Source organism: Pseudomonas sp. MG-9 (assembly GCF_018729515.1).
Taxonomy (GTDB): domain Bacteria; phylum Pseudomonadota; class Gammaproteobacteria; order Pseudomonadales; family Pseudomonadaceae; genus Aquipseudomonas; species Aquipseudomonas serboccidentalis.
In genome coordinates this window covers 618978-631645 of record NZ_JAHHZH010000004.1, presented here as the reverse complement: position 1 = coordinate 631645, position 12668 = coordinate 618978, and the positions used below count along the sequence as shown (strand labels likewise).

The 12668-nt window shown below is 62.2% G+C and carries 12 protein-coding genes; 5 read left to right on the top strand and 7 right to left on the bottom strand.

Going from position 1 to position 12668, the window contains the following annotated elements; translation table 11 throughout:
• Positions 1-54 precede the first annotated feature (54 nt).
• From KKQ10_RS13685 to vimR, 3 genes are all read right to left on the bottom strand, one after another.
• Positions 55-1437, bottom strand: a complete 1383-nt coding sequence (locus tag KKQ10_RS13685) for an MFS transporter (RefSeq protein WP_127649190.1) — start codon at positions 1435-1437, stop codon at positions 55-57.
• A gap of 130 nt (positions 1438-1567) precedes the next feature.
• The gene (locus KKQ10_RS13680; protein WP_215501392.1) at positions 1568-2299 is read right to left on the bottom strand and encodes an ArsR/SmtB family transcription factor; all 732 of its coding nucleotides are present in this window, start codon (positions 2297-2299) and stop codon (positions 1568-1570) included.
• A gap of 316 nt (positions 2300-2615) precedes the next feature.
• Positions 2616-3545 (bottom strand): transcription regulator VimR, encoded by a 930-nt coding sequence (gene vimR / locus KKQ10_RS13675; RefSeq protein ID WP_127649186.1) that lies wholly within the window; start codon positions 3543-3545, stop codon positions 2616-2618.
• 149 nt (positions 3546-3694) lie between these two features.
• On the opposite strand from vimR, the gene KKQ10_RS13670 reads away from it, so the two are divergent.
• Positions 3695-4708 (top strand): zinc-binding alcohol dehydrogenase family protein, encoded by a 1014-nt coding sequence (locus tag KKQ10_RS13670; protein ID WP_215501391.1) that lies wholly within the window; start codon positions 3695-3697, stop codon positions 4706-4708.
• A 153-nt stretch (positions 4709-4861) separates the two neighbouring features.
• On the top strand, positions 4862-5035 hold the full coding sequence (locus KKQ10_RS13665; RefSeq protein ID WP_164747848.1) for a hypothetical protein: 174 nt from the start codon (positions 4862-4864) through the stop codon (positions 5033-5035).
• A 4-nt stretch (positions 5036-5039) separates the two neighbouring features.
• Here the strand turns inward: KKQ10_RS13665 and KKQ10_RS13660 are convergent, their stop codons facing one another.
• Together KKQ10_RS13660 and KKQ10_RS13655 are read right to left on the bottom strand one after the other, a co-directional pair.
• Complete coding sequence (locus tag KKQ10_RS13660; RefSeq protein WP_127649182.1) at positions 5040-6242, bottom strand: multidrug effflux MFS transporter; 1203 nt, start codon at positions 6240-6242, stop codon at positions 5040-5042.
• Positions 6243-6460: 218 nt separating this feature from the next.
• Positions 6461-6661 carry a heavy-metal-associated domain-containing protein gene (locus KKQ10_RS13655; RefSeq protein ID WP_127649180.1) on the bottom strand — a complete coding sequence of 67 codons (201 nt, stop codon included), beginning with the start codon at positions 6659-6661 and terminating at the stop codon, positions 6461-6463.
• A 148-nt stretch (positions 6662-6809) separates the two neighbouring features.
• Here KKQ10_RS13655 and KKQ10_RS13650 point away from each other — a divergent pair, with 148 nt between their 5' ends.
• The 3 genes from KKQ10_RS13650 (at position 6810) to cueR (ending at position 10163) form a co-directional block, all read left to right on the top strand.
• Positions 6810-7193 carry a hypothetical protein gene (locus KKQ10_RS13650; RefSeq protein WP_127649178.1) on the top strand — a complete coding sequence of 128 codons (384 nt, stop codon included), beginning with the start codon at positions 6810-6812 and terminating at the stop codon, positions 7191-7193.
• A gap of 166 nt (positions 7194-7359) precedes the next feature.
• Positions 7360-9753: a heavy metal translocating P-type ATPase gene (locus KKQ10_RS13645; protein ID WP_215501390.1), complete on the top strand. Its 2394-nt coding sequence runs from the start codon at positions 7360-7362 to the stop codon at positions 9751-9753.
• Positions 9750-10163, top strand: coding sequence for a Cu(I)-responsive transcriptional regulator (cueR, locus tag KKQ10_RS13640; RefSeq protein WP_127649174.1), 414 nt, complete (start codon positions 9750-9752; stop codon positions 10161-10163). The genes KKQ10_RS13645 and cueR overlap by 4 nt, the downstream gene beginning before the upstream one ends.
• Here the strand turns inward: cueR and KKQ10_RS13635 are convergent.
• Both KKQ10_RS13635 and KKQ10_RS13630 read right to left on the bottom strand, forming a co-directional pair.
• Positions 10117-11319: an MFS transporter gene (locus KKQ10_RS13635; RefSeq protein ID WP_215501389.1), complete on the bottom strand. Its 1203-nt coding sequence runs from the start codon at positions 11317-11319 to the stop codon at positions 10117-10119. The two genes, cueR and KKQ10_RS13635, sit on opposite strands and share 47 nt — an antisense overlap.
• Positions 11320-11540: 221 nt before the next feature.
• Entirely contained in the window at positions 11541-12437 is an 897-nt protein-coding gene (locus KKQ10_RS13630; RefSeq protein WP_025111724.1) for a PA4780 family RIO1-like protein kinase, read from the bottom strand.
• Positions 12438-12668: the final 231 nt, after the last annotated feature.

The window sequence follows — 12668 nt, the reverse complement described above, 5'->3', positions numbered from 1 at the left end:
GTATCTGACACACCGCCATCGCGAGCAGGCTCACTCCTGCAATTGGATTTGTGTTCAGCCGGCGGCTTGGGTTTCAGTCAGCTCCTCCAGCGTCTTGCCGCGCGTCTCCATCCCGAACAGCCACACCACCCCCGCCGCAATCGCAAAGCACAGCGCCCCCAAGGCGAACACCCCGCCCTGCCCGGTTATCGGGAACACCAAGCCGGTCACCAGCGGCCCCAGCAACGAGCCGACACGCCCAATCGCCGAGGCGAAGCCCGAGCCTGTGGCCCGCGCCGAGGTCGGGTACAACTCCGGCGTGTAGGTGTAGAGCACCGCCCACATGCCGAACAGGAAGAACTGCATCAGCAGACCGGTACCGATCAGCAACGCGACGTTGCCGCCGAACACCGCACTCTGACCATAAAGAAACGCCATCACCCCGCCGCCGAGCAAGGTGACGATGCACACCGGCTTGCGCCCCCAGCGTTCGACCAGCCACGCCGCCATCAGAAACCCGGGGATCCCGCCCAGCGAAATCAGCACGGTGTAATACACCGACTGAGTCACGGCAAAACCCGACTGTTGCAGCAACGCGCTGAGCCACGACGTCAGTCCGTAGAAACCGAGCAAGGCGAAGAACCACAGGCTCCAGATCATCGTGGTGCGCTGGCGGTATTGCGGCGACCAGATCTGCTTGAGGGCCGAGAAGAAGTTGCCCGGTGGCGTCACCGTCCGTGGCAAGCGCACCGGCTCAGGCAATGTCGCGACCCCGAGCGATGTGCGCACACGCTGTTCGATCGCGCCCAGTACTTTGTCCGCCGCCTCGTGCCGCCCGGCCTGCTCCAACCAGCGCGGTGATTCGGGGATGAAGAAACGGATCGCCAGCACGAACACCGCTGGCACCGCCAACACCAGAAAGATGTCGCGCCAGCCAATCAGCGGTAACAGGAAGTAGGACAACACACCCGCCGCGACAAAACCCAGCGGCCAGAAACCGTCCATCAACGCGATATAACGCCCTCGCCGCCGGGCCGGAATCAGCTCGGACAGCATCGACTGCGCGATGGGAAACTCCATGCCCATACCGATCCCCAGCAGGATGCGGAACAGCGTCAGGCTCTCGACCGTTTGCGCGGTTGAACACAGGTAACTCGCTACGCCCCACAGAACGATGCTCCACTGGAACACCGGTTTGCGCCCGAAACGGTCGGCGAGCATGCCCGACAGCGACGCCCCCAGCACCATGCCGAAAAAACTCGAACTGGCGAGCAACCCGGCTTGTGCGCTGCTCAAACCGAACTCGCTTTTGATCGAACCGAGCAGGAACGTCATCATCGCCAGGTCCATGGAGTCGAAAAAGAACGCCAGGGCAATGATGATGAAAATGACGCGGTGATAACCGCTGAGCGGCAGCCGCTCCAGTCGTTCTGCCGCGCTGAAGTGTCGCGTCTCCATGGCCCGTCTCCCCCTCCGTAATGTGTGCGGATCGAGTGTGCGGGATAACGGTTCAGCGCACTTTCTGGATACGACCTGTTCGCAGTCACCGGCGACGCCCACGCCCAACTGGCAGCCGGCGAACGCTCTGTTACGCCAACTCCAGCTCGGTTTCCTTGGCAAAACGGTGAATTTCCCGTTGTCCGGCCGGGGTCACCTGCAAGGCACGCGAGTCCTTGGGCAGCGTCAGCCAGCCGGACTGCATGAACAGCTGCAGCAGCGCCGCTCCGAGCGCGCCCCCCAGGTGCGGACGCCGTTCGCTCCAGTCCGGACAGGCGCACGCCACCTGAGCCTTGCGATGGGCCAGGGCCTGGATGAACACGCCCCGGTTGGCCAGTTGCGTCGACCCCTTGAGAGTCACCATGACGCGCTGCTCGATCTGTTCGATCCAGCCGGCATCGAGCAGGCGCTGATACAGATCGGCGGCCAGCGTGCCACCCAGATGGTCATCGCAAAAACGCGCGCGCAGCAGCGAAGACGGTGCGGTCTGAGGATTGGCGATCGGTGTCGAGCGCTTGAATACGTGAGGAATGTCGCGCGGTGCACTGGCGATCGTGGCACTGGCCAGCGCTTCGATGGCTGCGGCGATTTCCGGGGCGGCCAGGCGGAAAAAGCGCTTGCGCCCACGGGCCTCGACTTTCAACAGACCGCCGGCGGACAAGCGCCCCAGGTGCGCACTGGCAGACGATGGCGACAACCCTGCCAGCAGCGCCAGCTCCTCGGTCTGGCGGGCCGCGCCATCCATCAACGCCCACATCATCGCACTGCGCTTGGGGTCGGCCAGCAGCGTGGCGATCTGGCTGATGCAAGGTGCATGTTCCATGTATTCACTCCCTGTTGAATCGTATCGTCTACTGCTCGAAGACATCTTGACCAGTAATGTGTCGTCGGCCAAGACGCGTAAAACGCCATCAACCGGAGCAAGGCCGGCCGGTGGTGCAGCACCCGTCAATGGCGTGTCTGCGGTGTTTGCGCACCGCTGACCCGGCTCTGGAGGAACCGGCCTGATTCGGTCCTGGCCGGTTATCGGTGCAGGTTTGAGGCGGTCGCTAGTATAAGCGGGATGCACGCCGCTTCCTGCGCCGTGGCTGACACGAATGGTGATAGTTCCTGAGTGAAATTTCGCTAATTGCCTGCGACTAATGATCAACTTTCGGGAAATGCGGAAATTGACTACTCAGTTCGGCGCATCGGCTGGCGAGCATTTCCCTTAGAAGGTTCACCGGCTTACTCAATTGTGCGCGATGAGCGCACAACAGATTCAGCGGAGCACGCTCGCACTGCAATTGCGGCAGCAACACCTTGAGACGCCCGGCAAGGACGTCCGCCCCGACATCGAGCCACGACTTGTAGGCGATTCCCGCCCCCGCCACCGCCCACAGCCGCACCACGTCGGCGTCATCACTGAAGCGGTCACCGCTGACGGTCAGGCCGATCTCGCGTTTGCCATCATGAAAACTCCAACGGTCATGCACCCGGCTGCCGAGCATGTACAGCAGGCAATTGTGCTGCGTCAGTTGTTCGAGCTGGCGCGGTTCACCGTGACGCGCCAGGTACGCCGGCGATGCACAAAGCACGCGGCGATTGTCCGGCGCGATAGGCAGGGCCACCAGGCTGGAGTCTTCCGGCTCGCCGTAGCGCAAGGCGATGTCCACCGGCTGGCGGAACAGGTCGGCGATGCGATCACCCAGCAGCAGACGTACCGTCAGCTTCGGATGTTCGCGCTGAAACTCGTCGAGCCACGGCAGCAACAGGTTGCGGCCGAAGTCCGACGGCGCCGACAACTGCAGGATCCCGCAGACCTGATCCTGCGCGCTGGACAGGTAGCGCCGTCCCTCGTCCAGTTGGCTCAAGGCGACGCGGGCGTATTCGAGAAAGCCTTCACCCTCGGCGGTCAGGCGCAGGCTGCGGGTCGAGCGGGCCAGCAGACGGGCGCCAAGTTGCTGTTCGATGCGCTTGAGTGCCGCACTGGCCACTGCAGCAGACATGTCCATGACCCGCGCCGCCGCCGACAGGCTGCCCAGATCCGCCGCGCGGACGAACAACTGCAAATCATCGAAACGCAGCATTCTCAGCCTCGATTATCAAAAAATCATTGAAAGAGACTGCTCTTTTAGCCGGTTTTATCGCGCCGAGAAATAGCTAATGATCTGTCCATCGAAATTGATCACGGCTTGAGCCACCGAGCCCTTCTTCTATTACCGTTACGGAGCAAGTCATGAAAGCCATCGCCTATTACGCCTCCCTGCCGATCAGCGACGAAAAATCCCTGCAGGACATCGAACTGCCAGAACCGGTCGCCGGGCCGCGCGACCTGCTGGTGGAAGTCAGAGCCATCTCGGTCAACCCGGTCGATACCAAAGTGCGGCAGAACGTGGCGCCGGAAAACGGCGCGGCGAAAGTGCTGGGCTGGGACGTGGCCGGTGTGGTCAAGGCCGTCGGCAGCGAAGTGACCCTGTTCAAGGCCGGTGACAAGGTGTTTTACGCCGGCTCCATCGCTCGCGCCGGGGGCAACAGCGAGCTGCACGTAGTCGATGAGCGCATTGTCGGCCACATGCCCAAGTCCCTCGGTTTCGCCGAAGCCGCCGCCCTGCCGCTGACCGCCATCACCGCCTGGGAACTGCTGTTCGAGCGCCTGCAGGTCCGCGAAGGCCAAACCGATGAAGGCCAGAGCCTGCTGATCGTCGGCGCTGCCGGTGGGGTGGGCTCGATCCTCACTCAGTTGGCCAAGCAGTTGACGGGGCTCAAAGTGATCGGCACCGCGTCCCGCGCGCAAACTCGCGACTGGGTGACGGCGCTGGGCGCCGATCTGGTGATCGACCACAGCCAGCCACTGAGCGAAGAACTCAAACGCGCCGGAATCGACCATGTGACCCACGTCGCCAGCCTGACCCAGACCGAGCATCACCTCGATCAACTGATCGAGGCATTGGCACCGCAGGGCAAACTGGCGTTGATCGACGATCCGAAGTCGCTGGACGTGACCAAACTCAAGCGCAAGAGCCTGTCGCTGCATTGGGAATTCATGTACACCCGCTCGCTGTTCGAAACCCCGGACATGATCGAGCAGCACAACCTGCTCAACCGCGTGGCCGCGCTGATTGATGCGGGAACGTTGAAGACCACCGTGGGCGAGCATTTCGGCACGATCAATGCGGCGAACCTGCGTCGCGCGCACGAGCTGCTGGAAAGCGGCAAGGCCAAGGGCAAAATTGTTTTAGAAAGTTTCTGAGAATCCGAAAGTCGTCATCAGCGCCAGTCCCTCCAAGGGCTGGCGCTGATTTTTGCCGTCAGTCAGATGCTTGATCGTTGTCACAAATCCGATCGTATTCAGGTCTACACTCGAAACCTCTGCGATGCATCTTTTACACAAGGGAGGTCAGCAATGAAGATCCTGATAAAAGAAGTGGCAAAGTCCCAATGGCAGGTTCGTCTGGACCAGCACGCCGTGACATTTCGCAGTGAAGCCGAGGCTCTCGCCTTCACCCGCACCCTCGAAGCGCGCCTGCACGCGCCCCATCAGATTCCCCAACCCGGACAGCAACGCGCCGCCGGCTGAGTCATCAGGCTTCGGCCTGTGCTTGCGCCAACGCCCGGGCATTCTGCAAACGCCGGGTGTACATCGCGACGCTCACCACCAGCAATCCACACAAGCTGATGACGATAGCCATCGGCATGGCACTGCCGTCGTGCAGAATCCCCACCAGTGACGCCGCACCGGACGCCACACTGAACTGCAGACAGCCCATCAGCGCCGAGGCACTGCCGGCGCGTGCACCCTGGCCGTTCATCGCACACGCCGAGGCATTGGGCAGGATGCAGCCGAGGCTGGCGATGCACACGAACAGCGGAATCAACAACGGCCACAACGCCTCGGTGTGCAACGCGCTGACCGCCAGCAAAGTCGCCCCCGCCAACAGATACACCCACACCGCGCGCGCCAGCAGGAACGCCGGACCGCGCTTGGCCAGCAGACGCGCGTTGACCTGAGCCACCAGAATGAAACCCGCTGCATTGGCGCCGAACAGCCAGCCGAAGTGCTCGGCCGGCACGCCGTAGAGTTTGATGAAGACGAACGGTGAACCGGCGATATAGGAAAACATCCCGGCGACCGCGATGCCGCCGGTCAGGGCGTGGCCGAGGAACACCCGGTCGCCGAACAAGCGCCCGTATTGGCGCAGCGCCCCGGACAAGGGTTGGCGCGGCACGTAATCCGGCAGACTTTCCGGCAGGCCGAGCGCCACGGCGAGGCCAGCCAGGGCACTGAAGCCGGTCAATGCCAGGAAGATCGATTGCCAACCCGTGGTGTTGACCAACAGACCGCCGAGCAGCGGTGCCAGGATCGGCGCCAGGCCCATCACCAGCATCAATTGCGAGAAGACTTTGGCCGAACCGACGGCATCGCACTTGTCACTGACCACCGCCCGGGAAATCACCATCCCCGCACAACCGCCCAAGGCCTGGACGAAGCGTGCGCCGATCAGCCACTCCAGATTCGGTGCGTAGGCGCACGCCAGCGAGGCCAGCGTGAACAGGCCGACGCCGACGAGCAGCGGCACACGCCGACCGAAACGGTCGGCCACCGGGCCATACAGCAACTGCCCGATCGACAGGCCAGCGAAATACGCTGCCAGTGTCAACTGAACGTGTTTTTCATCGGTGCCAAAGGCCAACGCCATCGACGGGAACGCCGGCAAATAGAAGTCGATCGCCAGCGGACCGAAGGCGCTCAGGGCACCGAGAATCAGAATGGTACGGAAGTTCATCAGGCATCCAGGTGGGATTGAAGTCGGCAGCCCGACAGTCTAGCCGCGCCGGGACGCCTTGAACATTCCGATAGCTCGCTAACTATTAGAAAGTCAGACGAACTGCACTGTGGAGCTTGCCTGCAAAGATCAAAAGATCGCAGCCTTCGGCAGCTCCTACTGGAGCCACACCAATACCTTGCAGGAGCTGCCGTAGGCTGCGATCTTTTTGCTTTTGATCATCCGGCCAATTTTACCTGGTAGCCCTCTTCGCTGATGACCTCGATCACCTGCTCGGGGCTGAGCGAACTCTCGACGCCGACTTCGTTGGCCGCCAGATCAACCCGTACGCTGGCTGCCGGATCCTTGGCCTGCAGCGCATTGGTGATGGCTTTGACACAGTGACCGCAGGACATGCCTTGAACGTTGAACACTTGCATGGATTGACTCCTTTGAGTGAGGTTGCCGGCAGTGTCGAGCTTGCCACCATGGCAAGGTCAAGTTCTGCAAAAAACTGCCGGGCTGGCATTCGGCGTCGCGCTCAGCCAAGCTGCGCGCATCAATGACTCAAATTCAGGAGATTCAGCCATGCGCTGGTCAGCTTTCAGCCTGTTTGGCTTGCTCAGCCTCTTTGCCGCCCTGCCCCAGGCCAATGCGACCGGTGAGGACTACGCGGTTCTGATCATCTCGCGCGAGCGCCTGGAAGTGCCGACGTCCTGCGAGATCGGCGTGTACATTCAGGACCAGTTTGCCGGGCGCCTGCTGCAGGAGCAGTCCACCTCGTTCAACCTGCAACATGGCACGTTTTCCATACGCCTGAAGCTTGAGCCGAGTCAGGTCCCGGGTTGCAAGCCAGGCATGCTGGCACCACCGGCTCAGGAAATCACACTCAAGGCCGGAGACGTGGTGAAGTACCGGATCGCGGCATCTGCCAAAGGTATGTACCTGCGACCTGCCGCCCTCGAATATTGAGTCGCCAGTAAAAGATCGCAGCCTTCGGCAGCTCCTACAGGTGGGATTGCATTCCAATGCAGGAGCTGCCGAAGGCTCGGGCAGCGATCGTCCGATCTTTTGCGCTTGACCTTGCCCGCATGGCAAGGTTGATCCTTGTAGGTATCTACTACAGGGAGTACGACCGATGTCCGATTCCATCACTTTCGATCTGCCGATTGCCGGCATGACCTGCGCCAGTTGCGCCGGGCGTGTCGAGCGGGCGTTGAGCAAAGTCAGCGGTGCCAGTGCCGTGAGCGTCAATCTCGCCACCGAGCGGGCCCGCGTCCAGGCCCCCGGCGACAGCTTGCCGGCGTTGATGGAGGCGGTGGAGCACGCCGGTTACAGCGTGCCGCAGCAGACTGTCGAGTTGAGCATCGAGGGCATGACCTGCGCCTCCTGCGTCGGCCGTGTCGAACGCGCCCTGAACAAAGTCCCCGGGGTTAAAAGCGTCAGCGTCAACCTCGCCAACGAACGCGCGCACCTCGAATTGCTCGGTCAGGTCGATCCACAGTCGCTGCTCGACGCCGTGAGCAAGGCCGGTTACTCGGCCAGTGTCTGGCAAGCCGAACATCCCGCCAACGATAACCAGCAACAACGCCTGCAACATGAGCGCTGGGCGCTGATCTGCGCGATCGCCCTGGCCTTGCCGCTGGTGTTGCCGATGCTGCTGCAACCGTTCGGCATTCACTGGATGCTCCCGGCCTGGGTGCAATTCGCCCTTGCCACGCCGGTGCAGTTCATTTTCGGTGCACGTTTCTATGCCGCCGCGTGGAAAGCCGTGCGCGCCGGGGCCGGCAACATGGACTTGCTGGTCGCCCTCGGCACCAGCGCCGGTTATGGCCTGAGCCTGTACGAATGGGCGACCGCTGCCGGGCGCATGCCGCATCTGTATTTCGAAGCGTCGGCGGTGGTGATCGCCTTGGTGCTGCTCGGCAAATACCTCGAAAGCCGCGCCAAACGCCAGACTGCCAGTGCTATCCGCGCCCTCGAAGCCTTGCGCCCGGAACGGGCGATTCAAGTGATCGACGGCCGCGAGCAAGATGTGGCGATCAGCGCCCTGCGCCTGAACGATCAGGTCTTGGTCAAACCCGGCGAACGCTTCCCGGTGGACGGCGAAGTAGTGGAAGGCCAGAGCCACGCTGACGAAGCGCTGATCAGCGGCGAAAGCCTGCCGGTACCGAAACAGCCCGGCGACAAGGTCACTGGCGGTGCGATCAACGGTGAAGGTCGTCTGCTGGTGCGCACCACCGCCCTCGGCGCAGAAACTGTGCTGTCGCGGATCATCCGGCTGGTGGAAGACGCCCAGGCGGCGAAAGCTCCGATCCAGAAACTGGTGGATAAAGTCAGCCAGGTGTTCGTGCCCACCGTGTTGCTGATTGCTCTCGCCACCCTGATCGGTTGGTGGCTGTACGGCGCGCCCATGGAGACCGCGTTGATCAACGCGGTCGCCGTGCTGGTGATCGCCTGTCCGTGCGCCCTCGGCCTCGCCACCCCGACGGCGATCATGGCCGGCACTGGCGTGGCGGCGCGCCACGGCATTCTGATCAAGGACGCCGAAGCGCTGGAACGCGCCCATGAAGTCGACAATGTAGTCTTCGACAAGACCGGCACCCTGACTTCCGGCACCCCGCGCATCGCGCATTTCAGTGCGCTGGACGGCGACGAAAATACCCTGCTGACACTGGCCGGTGCCTTGCAGCGCGGCAGTGAACACCCGCTGGCCAAAGCGGTGCTGGACGCGGCCGCCGAGCGCGACCTGAGCGTGCCGGATGTCAGCGACAGCCAATCCCTGACCGGCCGAGGCATTGCCGGCAATCTTGAGGGTCGGCGTCTGGCGCTGGGCAACCGGCGCTTGCTGGAAGAAAGCGGTTTGAGCACCGGCAACCTCGCCGAGTCCGCCAAGGCCTGGGAAAGCGAAGGCCGGACCTTGTCGTGGCTGATTGAGCAAAGCCCTGAACCGCGTGTGCTCGGGTTGTTCGCCTTCGGTGACACACTCAAGCCCGGCGCGCTGCAAGCGGTGCAGCAACTGGCCGCCCGAGGTATCCACAGCCATCTGTTGACTGGCGACAACCGCGGCAGCGCAAAAGTGGTCGCCGAAGCCTTGGGCATCCAGAACGTGCACGCCGAGGTGCTGCCGGCCGACAAAGCCGCCACCGTCGCCGAACTGAAGAAAACCGGTGTGGTGGCCATGGTCGGCGACGGCATCAACGACGCCCCGGCACTCGCCGCAGCGGACATCGGCATTGCCATGGGCGGTGGCACCGACGTGGCGATGCACGCGGCCGGCATCACCTTGATGCGCGGCGATCCACGGCTGGTACCGGCGGCGCTGGAGATCAGCCGCAAGACCTACGCGAAAATCCGCCAGAACCTGTTCTGGGCCTTCGTCTACAACCTGATCGGCATTCCACTGGCGGCGTTCGGCTTCCTCAACCCGGTGCTGGCCGGCGCGGCGATGGCGCTGTCGAGCGTCAGCGTGGTGAGCAATGCGCTACTGTTGAAAACCTGGAAACCGAAGGATCTGGAGGAGCACCGATGAACATCGGCCAAGCAGCCCGGCACAGTGGCCTGAGCGCGAAAATGATCCGCTATTACGAGTCGATCGGTTTGCTCAAGGCTGCCCATCGTACCGACAGCGGCTACCGGATTTACGGCGACGACGATCTGCACACGCTGGCGTTCATCAAGCGCTCGCGGGATCTGGGGTTCTCGCTGGAGGAGGTCGGCAAGTTGCTGACCCTCTGGCAGGATCGCCAACGCGCCAGTGCCGATGTGAAGGCCTTGGCCCGTCAGCACATCGACGAGTTGAATCAGAAGATCCGCGAACTCGGCGAGCTACGCGACACCTTGCAGGACCTGGTCGAGCACTGTCACGGCGACCAGCGCCCCGATTGCCCGATCCTCAAGGAACTGGCGTCGGGCTGCTGCGCGCAACCCGCTCGCGCCTGAGCGCCAGCCCCTTCACCGTCAACAAGGTGCCGAGCGGGATGCCGTGGAACAACAGGACCACGGCACCCGGCGTCCACCAGCCATAGAACGGCGCGGCAATCAGCATACCGATGCCGAACCCGGTCATTTGCAACAAGGTCAGGAAGCTGAAGATCGGCAGGCGCAGATGCTCCGGTTCGCGTTGCAGGCGCGACATCAGGCCGACCTCGGAAAAACCGTCACCCAACCCCGCCGGCAATGAAAAGAGCAACAGACCATAGAGACTGTGCTGCTGGAACATCAGGATAAAACCGCAGGACATCAACGCCACGCCGAAGAAAAACCGGCGCTCCAGATGGCGGTTGTCCGAGCCTTCGAGGCGACTGGCAATCCGCGCACCAAGCAGTTTGCCGCTGGCCCACACCGCCAGCATCAGGCCCAGCGTAGTGCTGGCCGAATCGGGTGTCAGCAGTCTGGAAATGATCGGGAACCCGACGTTGTGCGCAGCGCTGCCCAGAGTGTCGGCCATGGTTACGGCGAGCATCGCCGCGACCACCGGAGCACTGCGCAGGCCCTGCCGGAGGGCAGACCATTCGCCCTGTTCGCTGGCCGATTGTACGTTGATTACTGATGCGTCGAAGCGCAATGGTGCGATCAACAGCGCCGCCAGCAAATAGGTCAGCGCGTTGAGCGCGAACACTGTTTCGAAACCGAATGCCGCCACCAGCAAACCAGAGACCAGGCTGCCACCGACCATCGCCGCCGATGACGCCGAGGTGATCCAGGCATTGGTTTTCAGCAACTGCGTCGGTTCGATCAATCGCGGCAACTGGCTGTTGAGGCCGATGGCGAACATCGAGTTGCCAAAACCCAGGCCGAAGGCGATCACCGGCAACAGCAAGGCCTGCTGACTGACCGGCAGGATCAATAACCCGCCGAGCAGCGCCGCGCGCAACAGATCGAAGGCGATCAGCGGCACCCGGCCATTCCAGCGCCGATAGAATCGCGTGCCGACCAGACTGGCAAAAATCCCCCCGCCAACACGGCTGGCCAGAAAGATCCCGACGCTCATGGCGCTGTTGCTCAGCAGGTAGACGTAAGTCGCCAGCGCGACCATGTTGAGGAAGGCACCGAAGTCGGAGATCAGCCGGGCGGTGACAATAAGGCGAGCGTTCACATTCAATCCTTGAGTGTGCGGGGGCTGACAAGATCCCACACGCACTTCCAGAACACCACAACCCCTGTAGGTGTGAGCCTGCTCGCGATGGCGGTGTGTCATTTAGCAAAAGTGTTGCCTGACACACCGTCATCGCGAGCAGGCTCACTCCTACAGGGGACTTGCGGCGTTTTCGAGCAGGCACAAAAAACCCGGCCGGAGCCGGGTTTCTGTTCAAGCGGTCATTGCATCCACGGTGGCGGTGGTGGTTCGTCGGACTTGCCTTTGGGCTCGTCATCCGCCGCACGGATCGCCTGCTTGCGTTCTTCATCCAGACGCGCCGCTTCGATCTCACGCAACACGCCGCCGACGTCGGCCAGATCTTGCGGATCGTCGAACTCACCGGTCAGCACGCTGTTGGGGTGCAAGGTGCCGGCTTCGTACAGCGCCCACATTTCTTTCGCGTAGCGGGTCTGTTTCAGCTCCGGGGCAAAGCGCCCGAAGTACGAAGCCATGTTGCCCACATCCCGCTCCAGCATGCTGAACGCGTGGTTGTTGCCCGCCGCATCCACCGCCTGTGGCAGGTCGATGATCACAGGACCTGTCGGAGTCAGCAGCACGTTGAACTCAGAGAGGTCACCGTGCACCAGACCGGTACATAACATGAGCACGATCTGCGAGATCAGGAACGCGTGATATTCGCGGGCCTGATCCGGTTCCAGCACCACGTCGTTCAGACGCGGTGCGGCATCGCCGTATTCGTCGGCTACCAGTTCCATCAGCAGCACGCCATCGAGAAAATCGTACGGCTTGGGCACTCGCACACCGGCACCGGCCAGACGGAACAGCGCCGCGACTTCGGCGTTCTGCCAAGCGTCCTCGGTCTCTTTGCGACCGAACTTCGAGCCCTTGGCCATCGCCCGGGCTTGCCGGCTGTTACGCACCTTGCGGCCTTCCTGATACTCGGCTGCCTGGCGGAAACTGCGTTTGTTCGCCTCCTTGTAGACCTTCGCGCAACGTAACTGGTTACCGCAGCGCACCACATAAACAGCTGCTTCTTTACCACTCATGAGTGGGCGCAGCACTTCGTCGACCAGACCGTCTTCGATCAGGGGTTCAATGCGTTTTGGAGTCTTCATCAGCTTTTATTGTGGGTCCTTTATTACCAAACACGCGAATGTCACTCGTTATACGGCAATCCTCGCGCTACGGGGAGGGGTTGCCGACCTGTGAACCCTGTGGATGCACACACTGTGCCGAAATAATCGACCGTTGCCGATCATAGCCGAGCCCACCTTGCTTGTTGTTATCGGCAGCCAAAGGCATTTGCGACAGAATCTGACACGCGGCAGCGTCCAGAAGATTCAAGA

Coding starts and splice junctions, on each gene's coding strand:
- KKQ10_RS13685 (WP_127649190.1), bottom strand. CDS start 1,437: ATGGAGACGCGACACTTCAGCGCGGCAGAACGACTGGAGCGGCTGCCG.
- KKQ10_RS13680 (WP_215501392.1), bottom strand. CDS start 2,299: ATGGAACATGCACCTTGCATCAGCCAGATCGCCACGCTGCTGGCCGAC.
- vimR (WP_127649186.1), bottom strand. CDS start 3,545: ATGCTGCGTTTCGATGATTTGCAGTTGTTCGTCCGCGCGGCGGATCTG.
- KKQ10_RS13670 (WP_215501391.1), top strand. CDS start 3,695: ATGAAAGCCATCGCCTATTACGCCTCCCTGCCGATCAGCGACGAAAAA.
- KKQ10_RS13665 (WP_164747848.1), top strand. CDS start 4,862: ATGAAGATCCTGATAAAAGAAGTGGCAAAGTCCCAATGGCAGGTTCGT.
- KKQ10_RS13660 (WP_127649182.1), bottom strand. CDS start 6,242: ATGAACTTCCGTACCATTCTGATTCTCGGTGCCCTGAGCGCCTTCGGT.
- KKQ10_RS13655 (WP_127649180.1), bottom strand. CDS start 6,661: ATGCAAGTGTTCAACGTTCAAGGCATGTCCTGCGGTCACTGTGTCAAA.
- KKQ10_RS13650 (WP_127649178.1), top strand. CDS start 6,810: ATGCGCTGGTCAGCTTTCAGCCTGTTTGGCTTGCTCAGCCTCTTTGCC.
- KKQ10_RS13645 (WP_215501390.1), top strand. CDS start 7,360: ATGTCCGATTCCATCACTTTCGATCTGCCGATTGCCGGCATGACCTGC.
- cueR (WP_127649174.1), top strand. CDS start 9,750: ATGAACATCGGCCAAGCAGCCCGGCACAGTGGCCTGAGCGCGAAAATG.
- KKQ10_RS13630 (WP_025111724.1), bottom strand. CDS start 12,437: ATGAAGACTCCAAAACGCATTGAACCCCTGATCGAAGACGGTCTGGTC.